Annotated in this window: 13 protein-coding genes; 3 read left to right on the top strand and 10 right to left on the bottom strand. The window is 65.6% G+C overall.

All coding sequences use genetic code 11. The features are described 5' to 3' along the window. From ACI3KY_RS00495 to ACI3KY_RS00505, 3 genes are read right to left on the bottom strand one after another with little or no spacing between them, the layout of a single operon-like run. Window positions 1-915, bottom strand: a complete 915-nt coding sequence (locus tag ACI3KY_RS00495; RefSeq protein WP_404928242.1) for a carbohydrate ABC transporter permease — start codon at window positions 913-915, stop codon at window positions 1-3. After that, window positions 912-1865, bottom strand: coding sequence for a carbohydrate ABC transporter permease (locus ACI3KY_RS00500; RefSeq protein ID WP_404928243.1), 954 nt, complete (start codon window positions 1863-1865; stop codon window positions 912-914). The genes ACI3KY_RS00495 and ACI3KY_RS00500 overlap by 4 nt, the downstream gene beginning before the upstream one ends. 55 nt (window positions 1866-1920) lie before the next feature. Then, window positions 1921-3198, bottom strand: a complete 1278-nt coding sequence (locus ACI3KY_RS00505) for an ABC transporter substrate-binding protein (RefSeq protein ID WP_404928244.1) — start codon at window positions 3196-3198, stop codon at window positions 1921-1923. A 325-nt stretch (window positions 3199-3523) separates the two neighbouring features. Between ACI3KY_RS00505 and ACI3KY_RS00510 the strand changes: the two genes are divergently transcribed. Continuing rightward, entirely contained in the window at window positions 3524-4570 is a 1047-nt protein-coding gene (locus tag ACI3KY_RS00510; RefSeq protein WP_404928245.1) for a LacI family DNA-binding transcriptional regulator, read from the top strand. Between the two features lie 918 nt (window positions 4571-5488). Here the strand turns inward: ACI3KY_RS00510 and ACI3KY_RS00515 are convergent. Then, the gene (locus ACI3KY_RS00515) at window positions 5489-6523 is read right to left on the bottom strand and encodes a hypothetical protein (RefSeq protein WP_404928246.1); all 1035 of its coding nucleotides are present in this window, start codon (window positions 6521-6523) and stop codon (window positions 5489-5491) included. A gap of 118 nt (window positions 6524-6641) precedes the next feature. Between ACI3KY_RS00515 and ACI3KY_RS00520 the strand changes: the two genes are divergently transcribed. Continuing rightward, window positions 6642-7784, top strand: a complete 1143-nt coding sequence (locus ACI3KY_RS00520) for a hypothetical protein (protein ID WP_404928247.1) — start codon at window positions 6642-6644, stop codon at window positions 7782-7784. Between the two features lie 102 nt (window positions 7785-7886). Then, the gene (locus ACI3KY_RS00525; protein ID WP_404928248.1) at window positions 7887-8909 is read left to right on the top strand and encodes a LacI family DNA-binding transcriptional regulator; all 1023 of its coding nucleotides are present in this window, start codon (window positions 7887-7889) and stop codon (window positions 8907-8909) included. 51 nt (window positions 8910-8960) lie between these two features. Here the strand turns inward: ACI3KY_RS00525 and ACI3KY_RS00530 are convergent, their stop codons facing one another. The 6 genes from ACI3KY_RS00530 to ACI3KY_RS00555 form a co-directional block, all read right to left on the bottom strand. Beyond that, a complete protein-coding gene (locus tag ACI3KY_RS00530; protein WP_404928249.1) occupies window positions 8961-10088 on the bottom strand; it encodes a hypothetical protein in 1128 nt (375 codons plus the stop codon). After that, window positions 10085-11014: a ribokinase gene (locus ACI3KY_RS00535; protein ID WP_404928250.1), complete on the bottom strand. Its 930-nt coding sequence runs from the start codon at window positions 11012-11014 to the stop codon at window positions 10085-10087. The genes ACI3KY_RS00530 and ACI3KY_RS00535 overlap by 4 nt, the downstream gene beginning before the upstream one ends. Then, window positions 11011-11847, bottom strand: coding sequence for a carbohydrate ABC transporter permease (locus ACI3KY_RS00540; protein ID WP_194414793.1), 837 nt, complete (start codon window positions 11845-11847; stop codon window positions 11011-11013). The genes ACI3KY_RS00535 and ACI3KY_RS00540 overlap by 4 nt, the downstream gene beginning before the upstream one ends. Further along, window positions 11844-12686: a carbohydrate ABC transporter permease gene (locus tag ACI3KY_RS00545; RefSeq protein WP_404928251.1), complete on the bottom strand. Its 843-nt coding sequence runs from the start codon at window positions 12684-12686 to the stop codon at window positions 11844-11846. Before ACI3KY_RS00545 ends, ACI3KY_RS00540 begins: the two co-directional genes overlap by 4 nt. A gap of 124 nt (window positions 12687-12810) precedes the next feature. Next, window positions 12811-14115: an extracellular solute-binding protein gene (locus tag ACI3KY_RS00550; protein ID WP_404928252.1), complete on the bottom strand. Its 1305-nt coding sequence runs from the start codon at window positions 14113-14115 to the stop codon at window positions 12811-12813. Window positions 14116-14151: 36 nt separating this feature from the next. Further along, window positions 14152-15057: a nucleoside hydrolase gene (locus ACI3KY_RS00555; RefSeq protein WP_194414795.1), complete on the bottom strand. Its 906-nt coding sequence runs from the start codon at window positions 15055-15057 to the stop codon at window positions 14152-14154. Window positions 15058-15084 lie beyond the last annotated feature (27 nt).

The following is a 15084-nucleotide window of genomic DNA, read 5'->3' on the forward strand; positions in this document are numbered from 1 at the left end:
TCAGCCCTTCATTCCGGTGAGGGCGACGCCCTCGATGAACCACTTCTGGATGACGATGTAGAGGATGACGAGCGGCAGGATCGCGACCAGGGCGCCCGCCATCATCACGCTGTACGGCGCCGCGCCTGTCGCGGAGCCGGTGAGGAGGGCGAGGCCCGCCGTGAGCGGCCGCACAGACGAGTCGCTCGTCATGATCAGCGGCCACAGCAGGTCGTTCCAGTTGCCGACGAAATGGAACAAGGCCATCGTCAGCAGTGCGGGCTTCGCGTTCGGCAGGATGATGGACCAGAAGACCCGGAACTCACCCGCGCCGTCGATCCGTGCGGCCGAGTCGAGGTCACGGGGCAGCGAGATGAAGAACTGCCGGAGGAGGAAGATGCCTGCGACGTCAGCCGCGCGGGGGATGACGAGGCCGAGGAACGAGTTGACCCACCCGAGGTCGGCGACGAGCTGGTAGATGGGCACCAGCAGTGCCTGGAAGGGGATCATCATCGTCGCGACGAGCAGCGTGAAGATGACGGTGCGCCCCCGGAACTCCATGCGAGCCAAGGCATAGGCGGCCAACGCGTTGAAGGCGAGCGAGCAGAGCGTGACGGCGCCTGCGAACACGAGTGAGTTCCAGGACTGCTGCAGCACCGGGATCCGCGACGCGAGGTCGGCGAAGTTGTCCAGGGTGAACGTCGACGGCACCAGCGTCGGCGGCCAGGAGTTCACCTCGGCCTCCGGCGAGAACGCCGCGAGGGTGACGACCACGACCGGGAAGGCGGTGACGAGCGTCAGGAGTATGAGGCCGATGACTGCTGTCGCGCCGCTGAGGACCGTGGGGCGACCGACCTGCCGGCGCCGTGCGCGCGTGGACGTCGTGACCGACTCCGTGAAGGTGAGAGCGGCGCCGTCACTGAGCGTGCTGGTCATTCGAGCTCCTTCTCCTGCTTCGCGCCGATCCGCAGCTGGATGAGGCCCAGCACGAGGGTGATGGCGAGGAGGATGTACGAGAGCGCGGATGCGAATCCGAGCTTGAAGTCGCGGAATCCGTCGGTGTAGATGCGGTACACGATGGTCTCGGTCGCGTGGTCCGGTCCGCCCTGGGTCATGATGTAGATCTGGTCGAAGGCCTGGAACGCACCGATGATGGCGAAGATGATGACGAACGTCATGGTGCCGCGCAGCCCAGGCAGCGTCACCGCCCAGAACGAACGCCACGGCCCGGCCCCGTCGAGTTTCGCCGCCTCGTAGAGGTGCGCCGAGATGCCCTGCAATCCGGCGAGGAAGATGACCATGAAGTACCCGAAGTTCTTCCAGACCGCGACCGCCGTCACCGCCGGGAGAGCCCACGTCGTCGACGAGAAGACGTCCTCCATCTGGATGCCGACCTGGCTGAGCCAGTACGGGATCAGACCGAGGTTCGGGTCGAGGAGGAAGTTCCAGGCCAGCGAGGCCACGGCCATCGAGATGACGAATGGCAGGAAGATGACGGTGCGGAAGAAGGCGCGGAACGGGATGTCGCTGCGGTTGAGCAACAGCGCCGCGGCCAGCCCGACGATGATCACAGCAGGGCCGTACATAGCGGCGTACAGCACCGTGTTGAGGATCGCACGCAGCACCTCGGGGCTGGTGAACGCCTCGATGTAGTTGTCGAGCCCGACCCAGTCGGCGTCGCCGAACCCGCTCGCGTCCGTCAGCGAGGTCCACAGCGCCGTGAATGCCGGAACGAAGACGAACGCGATGATCACCAGCAGGGCTGGCGCGAGGAATAGCCCCGCCTTGCCGGTGAGCTTGAGCTCGCGTCGCTGGATGGCTCGACCGTTCCCGCCGAGCTGGCGCGGCGGCCGATAGCGCCGCCGCGGTGGAGATGTCGTCGTCATTGGTGCTCCTCAGAGGTGCCGGCCGGTGGCCGCTAGCGCGGCCACCGGCCCGAGCTCACTCGAACTCGGAAAGGGTGTCGGTGAGCGCGGCGTCGGTTTCGCCGACGAGTGTGCCGACGTCACCACCGGTGCCCTGCGTGATGTGGACCGACAGCGTGTCCAGTTCGGCGTTGACGTCCGTCACCCCACCAGGCAGGCCCGCGAGGCGGACGTAGGTGTTCTCGGTGAACGCCTGCATCGTCTCCACGTACGGGTTCTCGGCGAGTTCCTCGGCCGTGATGTCGGTGCGGTTCGGCGGGTAGTTCGCCTCTAGCGCCCACTTCACCTGCGCGTCGTGGGAGTTGAAGTAGCGCAGGAACGCGTACGCGCCCGCCGTCGCCTCGTCGTCCGCCTGCGATGTGAGCCACCAGTAGTTCGCCGCCGCCTGCGCGGCGACCTTCTCCGGCCCAGCCGGCACCTCGAAGACGCCGACATCGAGGCCGACGCTGTCGGCGATGCCGATCATCCACGGCCCGATCACGACCATGGCGGCTTTTCCGGCCTTGAAGACGTCGACCGACTCTGCGAGCGAGATGTTGGTCGGGCCCCAGTTGCGCGTGTAGGCGTCGCGCCACCACTGCAGGGTCTCCACGTTCTGGGCCGTGTCGAGCGTGACCTCGCCGTCCTCGTACACCTCGCCCCCGCCTGCCTCGAGCCAGGTGGGGATGAACGTCGTCTCCTTGTCGGCGACCGACAGGCCGTAGATCTCAGGAGTGCCGTCACCGTTCTCGTCGACCGTGAGCTGCTCGGCGAGATCGATCCACTCATCCCACGTCTGGGGCATCTCAGTCACGCCGGCTGCCTCGAACATCGCGGTGTTGTACCAAACGGCGAAGGGCGCGTAGCCCATGGGAACCGCATAGGCCTCGCCGTCGTACACGCCGTAGTCCACGACATGCTGGTAGTACGAGTCGGTTTCGTTCTCGGCATCGTCGTAGAAGCCCTGCATCGACTGGAACACGCCCTGGTCGACGTAGCCCTGACCCGAGTCGACGCCTTGCACCACGACATCGGGGCCGTTGCCCGACGAAACCGCGGGCAGCAGCTTGTCGGTGATGACGTTCCACGGGTTGACTTCGATCGCCACCTCATAGTCGTCCTGAGAAGCATTGAACTCGTCGGCGATTTCCTGGACGACCGTCCCGTCCGCTTCGGTGAACCCGTGCCAGACGCTAACGGTGACGGGCCCGTCGCCGTCGTCCCCCGCGCCTGCGGCCGTGCATCCGGTGATCGTGAGGGCCGCCGCTCCCGCTAGGGCGATGCCCGCCAGCTTCCTGCTGTGCGTCCTGATCATGCTGTCCTCCTTGATAGCGATGCTTCTCCGCCGGCATCCCGGCGACGCCTGCGAAGTGAACTTCATCGATGTAGGACTTCGGCCGTCGGGATGCGCCTGCGGTACGCGATATCGTGGGCGTTTTGCAAGTTTGACCGCTCGTGGACCCAGCCTTCGCGGGGTCGAGCGGGCTTTTGTTCTTCATCGATGAACAAGTGGAACGGTACATGACCAGCTGACGCCGGTCAATAGGCGCTTGACAGCCTGCCTTCATCGATGAAGAATGCGTTGAAGGCCGCAGATCAGCGGAGTAGGCACGCACGCATGGATGCAGGAAGGACGCAAAGTGGCATCGACCATGCGGGACGTCGCTGAGCGGGCTGGCGTGTCGGCCAAGACCGTATCGAACGTCATCAACGGCTATCCCTTTATCCGCGAAGAGACGCGCCTGCGTGTTGAGGCGGCTCTGCGCGAACTGAACTACCAGATGAACGTGTCGGCCCGGAATCTGCGACGCGGGGCGACCGGAGTCATCGGCCTCGCCCTCCCTGAACTGTCGCTCCCCTATTTCGCCGAACTCGCGGACGCGATCATGGATGCCGGCCATGCCGCCGGGCTCACCGTCGTCATCGAACGCACGCGAGGCGACCGCGGCGGCGAACTTGACGCCCTCCGCGGGCAACGTCGACACACCACGGACGGCCTGCTCTACAGTCCGCTCGCGCTCGGGCCCGAGGACGAGCATCTTCTTCCTGCGGAAGCACCCCTGGTCCTGCTCGGCGAGCGGATCTTCAGTCCGCGATTCGATCACGTCACGATGCAGAACGTCGAGGCCGCCCGCGCAGCGACGACATACTTGCTCAGCCTCGGCCGCACGCGTATCGCGGCGATCGGCGTGCATCCGGAGGAGAAGGTGGGCTCCGCCGCTCTCCGCTTGGAAGGCTACCGGCAGGCGCTCTCTGCTGCGGGGGTTGTTGACGACCATGCGCTTTACGGTGAGGCGCAGCTGTGGCACCGGTCGACAGGGGCCCAGGCGATGGCCGCAGTGCTGGATCGCGGCGTCCGGCCCGACGCCATCTTCGCCTTCAACGACACGCTAGGCCTCGGCGCGATGCACGAGCTGCAAGTGCGTGGATATGACATCCCCCGCGACATCCTGGTGATCGGATTCGACGACGTCGAAGAGACGCGCTACTCGGCACCGACGATGACGAGCGTGAACCCGGGACGCCAATTCATAGCTCAGACCGCAGTGCGACTGCTGCTGGACCGAATCGGCGGTCGCTCCGAAGAGCGCTCACCCGAGCTCATCAAAGCGCCCTTCCGCATCGTCGAGAGAGTATCGACGGCGGTCACCCAAGCAGACCATCGCGAGACCGGAGATGCTCGGTAAGGACACGCGTCCTGCCAGCTGGCTAGTTTTCTACTCAAACGTAGATCAGCGCCACAAAAGTGGCGCTGATCTGGGCGAAAACGACGGTGACGTGTCGACGGCGCTCGAAAACTGGACAGTAGCGCGCCGAAAGCGTTCAGAGTTCGGGCGCCGCCGACAAAAGGCACGTCGCTCACAACACTGTCCACTCAGCAGGTGCTGCGACCACCGCAAGAGCCCGAGGATCCAGTTACGGGCACGAGCGGCAGCCCCACCGCCCGCGCTGACCTGATCGGGATGGATCGAGCTGATTGCGGAGCGTCGACGCTCCCGTGGGGTTCGGCCCCACCGGCAGGCCGTTCTGCGCGCCGGCGCGCGTAGCGGAATCCGGAACCTCGCGAGTCCGGAGTTGTTGCCAGACTGTTGCCACGGACTCACGGAATCACGCGGCCGGGGCAGACTGCGCAGTCAATCGCAGATCCGCCTAGTGAAGAGCCTCGGACCGCGGTCCAGGCTCGCGATGGAAGAACTCCAGGTCATTGGCAACATCCTGGCAACAACTGAATCGCGCCCACACAGAACGAAACCCACTCAACTCGATCAGTCTGATGAGTTTGAGTGGGTTTCGATTGGCGGTGACGGTGGGATTTGAACCCACAAGCCCGACGTCAGATCCGATACTGAGACCTGGATTCACGCTGATCCGATCAACTCGATGTGCCGGCTCGATCAGGTGAATCGCAGCGGAACTGATTCAGTTGTTGCCATTGCGTTGCCACGATGTCCGCTGCTGAGCGGTTCGCAATGCTACCCGCTACCGAGGGTCGGTCCCGGTCGAGGCATCGCCGCTTCAGCATCGCATCTACCTGACGGCGACGCCACGCCACGCTCGAGGGATCTCCTCACGCCGTTGCTCTCGTCATATGGACCGGGTCGAGTTCAGAGGGCCGCTGTCGTCCGGGACAGTGCGTAGGACCAGAGCGACCCTGGATCGAGAGTGGCCGTCGTGTATACGACAGTGATCTCGTTCTCATTCGGAAGCGTGCCGTACTCCGTCCGCAGGAATCCGGGATTGTGCGTACGAGCAGCGCCAGAGACGGAACTGTCGATGACCCCTTCGACCGTCCACGTGCCTGTCCCACCCCACATGTCGCTGCCCGGAGTGCTCAGGACTTCGACGGCGGTCGAGATGTAGTTCGGGCTCGACGCCGGGTAGGGGTGCCGCTCCCTGACCATGTAGAACCGATCGCGTTGGGGCGAGTAGACGATGTCGAAGTTGTTCAAGTCATCGGGGTTCCCGTTCGCGTCGATCAACCCCGAGGTCGTGATGTCGTGCACGCCGGTCACCACCGGGGCGGCGCCATCGAGATCGACCATCGCCATCTTTCCTTTGTTCGGCCCTCCGTAGCCTTCGGTCCACGTGAGAACCGCTGTGCCGCTGTTCGCATCGATGGTCGTAGCGCTTGGTTGACCCGCTCCCCAATCGGAGGAGGGCTCTCCCGCCTTGAAGGGGACAAGGGGTGAGCCGTACCGCACCCACGGCCCATCGAGGCTGTTCGAATACGCCACTCCGATCTGGTTGTGGCATGAGCAGTTCATGTCATTCGCAAGGTAGAACATCGCGTGGGTGTACGACTGCCCGCCCAATGTCGCATTCACCCGGATCACGCTCGGATCGCAGAGGTGATAAGAGTCCCATCCCGAAGCCGACGGTGCGAGCGCCGAGGCGCTCGACGCGACCGATCCGCCACTCCGCTTAGTGAGGAACGCATGATCACGGACGTCGCCGCTGACCCGGCTGTGACAGGTGTAGTAGCGCTCGGTGCTTCCGGCGATAGCTGATGGTGCGTACGAGTAGCCCGGGGATTGAATCGAGCTGGCGGCGTACACGAACGTCGGTGTCGACCACGCGCCGAGTCCCGACGCCGATGCGGCAGGACCAAGGATGACTACGGTGGCGACGACGAACGCCACGCAGAGCCGGCTGAGTGCTTTCATGACGATCTCCTTCGATTCATCGCAACCTGGCGTACCGTAATCTACACGAGTAGTATGAAGATCTACACGAGTAGCCATGAAGACAAGGAGCGCAATGAAGCACCGACGATCTCGTCACATCGGTCGAGGATTTCTTGCCATCGGCGCGACGGCATTCGCCGTCACCGCGGCCTCGCTGATCGGCGGCCCGGCTCTCGCTGACACCGGAGCACCGCCTGTCGAGTGGGACGCCTCGTCCATCGACGAGGTGTATGCACCGGCCGACGGGTACTACTCCTACGCCCCATCGGTGATCCGAGACGGAGCGACCGAGTGGATCTGGAGCTGCCACAACGACGACTTCCGGGTGATCAAGGACCACATCTACCTGACGAAGATCGTCGACGGCGTCGTCGTCGACTCGCGCTCCGTGTTGCAGGCGTCCCCGTCTCCGGCGTGGGACAGCTTCCACGTCTGCGATCCGAGCGTCGTAGCGGGCAGGTTCAGCTACCAGGGCACGACGTACGGGCTCGCCATGTTCTACCTCGGCAACGATCTCGACGCCAGCGCGCACAACCAGGTCGGGGTCGCTTTCGCGAACCGTCCGGAGGGCCCGTGGGTGAAGCTCCCGGATCCGGTCGTGACGTTCGATCGAACCGATCAGTGGGGTGCCGGGCAGCCGACGGCCGTGAGCATGCCCGGCAAGCCGGGCACGGTGCTGCTGGGCTATACGCAAGGCGACACCAGCACCCGTGCGTTCGTCGTGTCGGTGGATCTCCCCGCTGCCGAGTCGGCGAAGATCAGCGAACCCAGGCTGCTGCCCACGGCTGGTCTGACCGGCACCGACGGCGCGCCCGACTACCTCAACGGCTTCGATCTCGTCTACGACAAGCGAGGCGACCGCTTTCTGACGGTGCGAGAGCAGCACCCGTATCCGACGGACAATCCATGGTGGATCGGACCCTCCGTTCAGGTCGCCGCAATCGACGCCGACGACCTCGTGAAGGGGCGCGGAGTGTGGACGCCCGCGGGCGACATCGATGAGTCGCTGACCGGTTTCCCGCGCAACCACAACGCCGGATTCGCACGTGATTGGAAGGGCAACCTCGCCGCGAAGGATGACGTCACGGTTGTCTTCACGAAGAGCTGCTCCAGCCTCCCCACGGTCGATGACCAGGACTGGAGTCAAGCGACGTGCGACTCGCTCTACTCCTACGACCTCTGGTCGATCGACGGCGAACTGCGGAAGAGGCGCTGACCTTCCCACGAGGCGGCACCGACCCCCGCGTTCGGGGCCGGCTCGCTCCCCTGCCGTCGCGGGTCAGCGACTATCCTCGGAACCCAGCAGAAAGCGGATCCCATGACGACACTCAGCGAGAGCCAAGACGAGCACCGGCACGCGACGCGCACCGACGTCGCGAAGCTCGCGGGCGTCAGTACGGCTGTCGTGAGCTACGTCGTCAACAACGGTCCGAGGCCTGTCGCCGAGGCGACTCGCGAGCGCGTCGTCAACGCGATGAACGAGCTCGGCTACCGGCCCAACGCTCTCGCGCGGGCGCTCAAGCTCCGACGGGCGCACGCCGTGGGGGTCGTGGTCCCTGACGTGAGCAACACCTTCTTCGGCGCCCTCGCGCGGGAGCTGTCCGACCAGGCCTTCACCGCGGGCTACGCGCTCATGCTGGGGGACGCGAACAACGACCTGGAGCGCGAGCGAGCCCAGATCGAGTCGCTTGTGAGTCACCAGATCGATGGCCTGATCATCACGAGCCTGGAACCGAACTCCGAAGCCGACGTACGGGGCACGCGAACGGTGTACCTCGACAGGCGGGTTCAGCCCGGGCAGACGTCGATCATCGTCGACGACCTCGGCGGCGCCGAAAAGGCTGTGCAGCATCTGGTCTGCCACGGTCGACGGCGCATCGCGCACATCGGCGGTTTCGCTACGCTTCCGGGAGCCGACGCGCGTCTGCAGGGGTGGATGAACGCGTGCGCGTCTGCGGGGCTCAGCACCGACGGCCTGCTCGTCCGCTCGGACTTCACGCGCGCGGGCGGGCTGAACGCCGGGCGTGAGCTGCTCGCCCGCCCAGATCGTCCCGACGCGGTCTTCGTCGCATCCGACGTACAGGCCCTCGGCCTTCTCGCGGCCGCGCGCGAGGCACACGTGCGAGTGCCCGAAGACCTGGCGGTGATCTCGTTCGACGGCACCGATGACGCCGTTTTCAGCGATCCCCCGCTGACCGCCATCGAGCAGCCGATCGCGGCGCTCGCATCGGCGGCCCTTGCCGCAGTGCTCACTCCCGAGCAGCCGGTGCAGACGAGGATCCCCGTCACGTTGGTCGTTCGCGACTCCTGCGGGTGTCCGCCCATGCCACACGCTGACTGAAACCTGCCCCCAACTGACCGCGCGTCGAACGTCGGCAGGTCCCGAGGGCGGTCAGTGCAGCGGGCCGGCGTACGGCACTCGCGGCCCATCCGCCAGGCGGCCGGTCGCGGTTCCGTGCCATCCTTCGGCGACGAACGAGGCGTACAGCCGCGGGAGCGCGTCTCGCAGCGCCGTCTCATACTGGTGGGGGTCATCGCGCGTGAACACTGTCGTTCGACCGTCGGAGTCCTCGATGTCGAACAGATAGAGGCCCGAGTCGTGCGCCTCGCGCCGTGCCGGCACGAGCTCGTTGCGAATCACGGTGTCGTTCGGCAGCACCTCCTCTCGACCGATGATCGCGTGCGTCCCGTCCTCGCGACGGACGATGGCCGAGCGGGATGCTTCCACCCACGCCGCCGTCTCCCATACCGCGTGGCGTCGGCCATAGACATGGCGGACCATCTCGTGAGGTGGGTCCTCATCGAGCGCGCGCAGGAAGTCGATCCTGGTCGAGGCGCCAAGCCCGTAGAGAAGGTAACGGCGCACGGCGGGATCCAAACTGTCAAGCCAGGTGAAGTCCTCCAGCCACCACAGAGTGTTGTGCGTGCCGTACGAGAAGCAGTCCACGGCAGTGGCGCAAGGGTAGAGCGCCATCGGGAGGTCCGACCTCACAAGCCGCGTGACGGCGATCGGGTCGAGATAGACGTTCCATTCGAGATAGTCGAGCGTCTCGGAGCCCGCGCTGAGGTGGATCCGCGCGACCTTCTCGCGAAAGAGATCGGGCTCGCGGTTGAAGGCCACCGCGATCGGCCGGGCAGATCCGAACGACATGATCTCGATGCGTCGCTCCGACTCCCACAGGGTTCGAAGGATGAGTTCAGGCCCTGCCTGCTGAAAGGGAGGGGCATCCCGCATCTCATCCTCGCCGTGACGCATGCGCGCGAACGGCGACACTCCTGAGGGAACGGATGCGCCGAAGAGGGCATTGAGCTGTGCCAGCGGGATGATGCCGGGCTCACGGGGACCGGGATAGCCGGGCACCCCTTCGCGCTTCGAGTCGCGCTTCTCCACCGAGACATCGAGAACGACCGCGCGGAGATCGATCCGGTCCCACGCGAAGGGCAGAACGATGTCGAAGTTGTCGCCGGGGTCTTCCGGGGGCTGGTACAGATCGGTGACCACGATCACGGGTGTTCTCACATCCGCCTCCTCACGGCGGGCGGGAGCACCATCCAGCCCTCCAGCTCGGCGAGCGTGGGATACGAGAGCTGGGTGCCGGGGTTGGTCGCCGAGTAGCTGCCGACCGCAGCAGCGAAGGCCACGGCATCCACCATCGACGCACCGGCCGCCATTCGCGCCACCAGCGCACCCATGAACGCGTCGCCGGCTCCGCTCGTGTCGGTGGCCTGAACGGTGACGGCGGGCACACGCACGACGGAGCCGTCGTCTGCGACGGCCACCGCTCCCCGGGCGCCCAGGGTGACCACGAGGGCCGCCGCCCCCAGATCGGCACGCGCGCTCGCCAGAACGGCGTCCGACTCGGTGTCGACGTCCACCCCCGCTGCTTCTGCGAGTTCATGCTCGTTCACGACCAGAACGTCCACACGTCCCGCGATCGCCGCAGGCAGGGGACGAAACGGGGAGGGATTGAGGACGAACAGCGCCCCGACGGACTCCGCGAGCGCGGCGGCTCCGATCACGCTCTCGTCGCGAACCTCGAACCCGCCGACGACGACCTTCGCTTCAACCGCGGCCGATGGCTCCGGCGCAACCGCGGCCGCGTTGGCGCCCTCCGTCACGACGATGAAGTTCCGGCCCTCGCCATCGACGAGGATGACCGCCTCACCGGTGGGCGCATCGGGGATGCGGCGCACCAGCGACGTATCGACACCTGCCCGGGAGACCGCGCCCAGCACGGCATCCCCCGCGTCGTCGCATCCGACAGCGCCCGCCAACGCGACGCGTGCGCCGAGCTTGGACGCGGCGACCGCCTGATTGGCGCCCTTTCCTCCGGACGACACCATGGTTCCCGTCGCGTGCAGAGTCTCGCCCGCATCGGGGAGCACCGGCATCGTGTACGTGCGGTCGAGGTTGAGCGAGCCAACCACGACGACATCGAGGTTCATCCCTTGAGTCCTGTCGTCGAGAGCGACTGGGTGTACTGCTTCTGGAAGAACAGGAGAAGGATCATCGGGATCACGCTGAGTACGAACGACCCCGCCAGGATCTGTCCGAGATCGACCGTGAACATCGTGCTGAGGTTCGCCAGCGCGATGGGCGCCAGCTGCCGTTCGGGCGATGTGCCGATCAGGAGCGGCCAGAGGTACGCCTGCCACTGAGAGAGGAAGAGCATCATCCCGGCGCCGATGAGAGCCGGCTTCGACAGCGGCAGCACGATGCGCCACAGGGTTCCGAGGGTGCCCAGACCGTCGACCTCGGCAGCATCCATCAGCTCAGATGGGATGCCGAGAAAGAACTGGCGGAGCACGAAGATCGCGAAGCCGTTGGCGAGGGCGGGGAGGACCAGACCCGCGTACGAGTCCGACAGGCCCCAGCCTTGGAACAGCGCGGACAGCGGAATCGCGATCGCGTCGAAGGGGATCATGGCGACGATCACGATGAAGGTGAAGATCAGTCCGCGCCCGCGGAACTGCAGTGTTGCGAGCGCGTAGGCGGCCGGCACGGCGATGATCAGGCCGAACAGGATCGTCGCGCCCGCCACCAGGAAGCTGTTGAACAACCCCACGACGAACGGACCGCTCAACAGGCCGGCGTAATTCGTCAGGTCGCCGCCCCACGGGATGAATGCGAGCCACGACAGCGGCGTCATGTTCTCGACGTAGGTGTTCCCCGGGCGAGTGGAAGACACGAAGACCCACCACAGGGGCAGGAAGACCGCGATGGCGATGAGTCCTCCCGCCATCGACAACGTGATCGTTGCACCGCGAGAGCGCCTCATGGCCTGTCCTCCCGGAGGAGACGGAACTGAATGGCGACGATGACCGACAGGAGCAGCATCAGAACGACCACCTCGGCCTGACCGACGCCCAGATCGTTGAGCAGGTACGCGCGGTTGTAGATGTCGTACATGATGAAGTTCGTCGCACCGTTCGGCCCACCTTTGGTGAGCACCTGCACGGGCGCGAAGATGAGGAACGATCCGACCGTGCAGGCGATGAGCACGAAGGACATCGGGCGCTTGAGGAGCGGCAGGGTGATGGCGAAGAGTCGACGCCACCATCCGGCGCCGTCGAGAGCTGCCGCCTCGTAGAGGCTGTCGGGGATGTCCTTCAGTCCGGCGATGATGAAGATCATCCAATAGCCGATGGCGCCCCACGTGACCATCAGCCCGATCGAGAAGGCCGCCTGGTTCGCGGACGTCAGGAAGGGCTGCGGCGGAAGCCCTACCGTCTCGAGGATCGCGTTGACCAGGCCGTCCGGCTGAAGCGCCGTAGACCAGATGAGCGCGACCACCGCGCCGGGAACGGCCGCAGGCACGAAGATCAGGGAGCGCCAGAGACCGACAAGAGGCACATTCTGCACCGTCAGCAGTGCGAGCGCAGCGGAGAGCACGACGATGACCGGGTTCAGGACGAGGTTGAACACGAGAGTCACGAACAGCACCGAGTGGAAGCCCGGATCCGTGAAGAGGTATGCATAGTTCTCGATGCCGGCGAACGAGGTAACACCGGTCGCCAGCGACGTGGTCTGAAAGCTCTGCCCGACCGCGGTGATCATCGGCAGCACGCGCATGAACACGAGCGCCAGAAGCGCCGGCGCGAGCATGAGCAGCGCCATCAGCGTCGTCCGGGCGGCGCGGCTTCGACGTGTCTTTCGTCGGCCGGGAGGAAGCGGGGCGGCGGACCCGGCAGGATCCGCCGCCCCTTCCCGATGCCGTTGCATCGTGGTGCTCATAGGTGCCTTACTTCAGTCGTTCGATCTGAGCGGTGATCTCTTTGTCGGCCTGAGCGGCGCGTTCGGCCGGATCGGAGCCGTTGCGGATGTCCGAGAACATCAGGTTCGCCCCTGGCTCGAAGACGCTGTAGCCGACGACGATCGGGCGGTGAACGGCATTGTTCTGGAGTTGGTACTCCATGATCGCGCCAAAGGGAGCGGATGCCTCGCCCGCGACGGCGCTGACACGCTCCGCGTACTCGGCATACGCCTCCTTGTTGGTGGGCGTGATGCCCGCTACTTCTGCCGACTCCGCGTTTCCGGTGGGGTCGATCGTCAGATACCGAAGGAACTCGTCGGCGGCTTCGCGATTCTCGGTCTTCTCCGCGATGCCGACACCCCACGAGTCGGTCGAGGTGGCAGCCTCGCCCCCTTCGAAGTACGGTGCGGGCGCGACGCCCCAGTTGATGTCGCCTGCCTCGTTGACCGCGACGCCCCACGGGCCCGAGATCATGAACGCGGCCTTTCCGTTCTGGAAGAGCGCGCCGTTCTTGTCGTTGGTGATGCCGCGAGGCGACAGCCCTTCCTCGAACAGCGAGTGGTACCAGGTGAGCGCCTTCTGCCACCCGGCATTGGAGAAGTCGACGACCCCCTCCTCGTCGATGCCGTCGCCCCCGCCGGCAGACCGCCCGACCATCTGGAGCTGGTAATAGCTGTCCCACTGGTCGAAGAGGAACGGATACTCGGTGACTCCGGCCTCCTTCACTTCGCGGGCGGCTTGCGTGAGCTCCTCATACGTCCACGCTTCGCTCGGGTCGCTCGAGGGCGGTTCGACTCCGGCCGCTTCCAAGAGGTCGGTGTTGTAGTAGAGGAACTGTGATGTGGTCCACGGTTCGATCGCGCGCAGAACGCCGTCGACCTCCCGGGCGGTGACCATGCTCTCGGACACAGCAGCTGCCACCGCGTCATCCTTGAGGTTGCTCAGATCGGCGAGGAATCCGCGGTTCGTCCAATCCATCGCCGCACCACCGGCGTCGACCACCATGACGTCGATGCCGCCTCCGCCTCCACCGAGGCGCTGGTTGATGGTGCTGGTGTATTGCGCGTAGGGGATGTTGAGCTGCTTGACATGGATGTCGGGGTGCTCCTTCTCGAATGCGTCGATCACCTTCGCCCAGGTCTCGGCCGGATCCGCATTGGCGAACGTCAAGGTGACCTTGTCGCCATCGACTGCGCCGTCGCTCGGGTTCGCACCGGCGCAGCCGCTGAGCGTCAGAGCCGCCAGCGTTGCACCGGCGACGAACGACACCTGAAGTGCTCTGTTCTTCTGCATGGATTCTCTCCTCATCGAGTGTTTGCAGGGTGGAGTTCAGGAATGGATTCGCGCAGCGGCGATCCCGGCCGCGGCGAGAATTCGTCGGGTGATCTCGGATGCCACGGCATCCGTGTCCATATCGGTGACGATCGTGTGGACGCCGTCCGGGTGGGCGCGGAACTTGGTGACGCCGTCGTCGGCGACCGTCACGGTGCCCGAGGTGAACTCGAACAGGTCGGGGCGCGCAAGGGTGAGCACCGCGATCGGATCGTGTGGCACGTTGTAGTCCTGCTCGGCGAACTCCCAGAACCGTTTCATCTCTCTGCCGACCAGTTCGCCGAGGGCGCCCGCCGCTTCGATTCGCGCGAGCTCCTCGTGCCCGAGACGGACCCGGCCGGTCTGCTCGAGCCCGACCGCCACGACGGGCAGGCCCGCGCCGAACAGCGCACGGGCCGCGTCGACGTCACAGCGGATGTTGTGCTCGATGGTGCCGCTTGCGAACTCACCGCCCATGAGGACGACTCGTCCGGTGACGCACTCCGGGCGCCGCACCGCGACGGCGATGTTGGTCAGCGGCCCGATCGCCAGGACCGTCGGGCTCGCAGCCAACAGCTCGATGGCTGAAGAGTCGGAGCGATAGGTCTGCGCGTCGAGGTCGGTGATGGTCGCCCCCTCGTGGCCTGGCCACCACACGTCGCGTCCCGACAGCGTCTCAGCGAACCCCGGCGCGATCGGCGGCTGCGGCCGACCCGCTGCCGAGTAGGTCTTCGCCACTATGCGGGCCCGCAAGGCTACGTCGCCGTACACGGTCGTGACGGCACGAATGGCGAGCTCGGGAGAGCCGAAGACCATCGACAGCGCAAGGAGATCGTCCACGTCCGTACCGATGTCGGTGTCCAGGACGAACTCTTCAAGAATGCTGTCCACCGGTGTGTGGGCAGTCTGCGGTGACTGGCTCATCTGTTCCTAACTCGCGAGACCAAAGTA

The sequence above is a fragment of the Microbacterium sp. ZW T2_14 genome (assembly GCF_044987405.1).
Taxonomy (GTDB): Bacteria; Actinomycetota; Actinomycetes; order Actinomycetales; family Microbacteriaceae; genus Microbacterium.

Bases quoted from the DNA above. Each gene is read 5' to 3' on its own strand.
- ACI3KY_RS00495 (WP_404928242.1), bottom strand. From the start codon at position 915: ATGACCAGCACGCTCAGTGACGGCGCCGCTCTCACCTTCACGGAGTCG.
- ACI3KY_RS00500 (WP_404928243.1), bottom strand. From the start codon at position 1,865: ATGACGACGACATCTCCACCGCGGCGGCGCTATCGGCCGCCGCGCCAG.
- ACI3KY_RS00505 (WP_404928244.1), bottom strand. From the start codon at position 3,198: ATGATCAGGACGCACAGCAGGAAGCTGGCGGGCATCGCCCTAGCGGGA.
- ACI3KY_RS00520 (WP_404928247.1), top strand. From the start codon at position 6,642: ATGAAGCACCGACGATCTCGTCACATCGGTCGAGGATTTCTTGCCATC.
- ACI3KY_RS00525 (WP_404928248.1), top strand. From the start codon at position 7,887: ATGACGACACTCAGCGAGAGCCAAGACGAGCACCGGCACGCGACGCGC.
- ACI3KY_RS00535 (WP_404928250.1), bottom strand. From the start codon at position 11,014: ATGAACCTCGATGTCGTCGTGGTTGGCTCGCTCAACCTCGACCGCACG.
- ACI3KY_RS00540 (WP_194414793.1), bottom strand. From the start codon at position 11,847: ATGAGGCGCTCTCGCGGTGCAACGATCACGTTGTCGATGGCGGGAGGA.
- ACI3KY_RS00545 (WP_404928251.1), bottom strand. From the start codon at position 12,686: ATGGCGCTGCTCATGCTCGCGCCGGCGCTTCTGGCGCTCGTGTTCATG.
- ACI3KY_RS00550 (WP_404928252.1), bottom strand. From the start codon at position 14,115: ATGCAGAAGAACAGAGCACTTCAGGTGTCGTTCGTCGCCGGTGCAACG.
- ACI3KY_RS00555 (WP_194414795.1), bottom strand. From the start codon at position 15,057: ATGAGCCAGTCACCGCAGACTGCCCACACACCGGTGGACAGCATTCTT.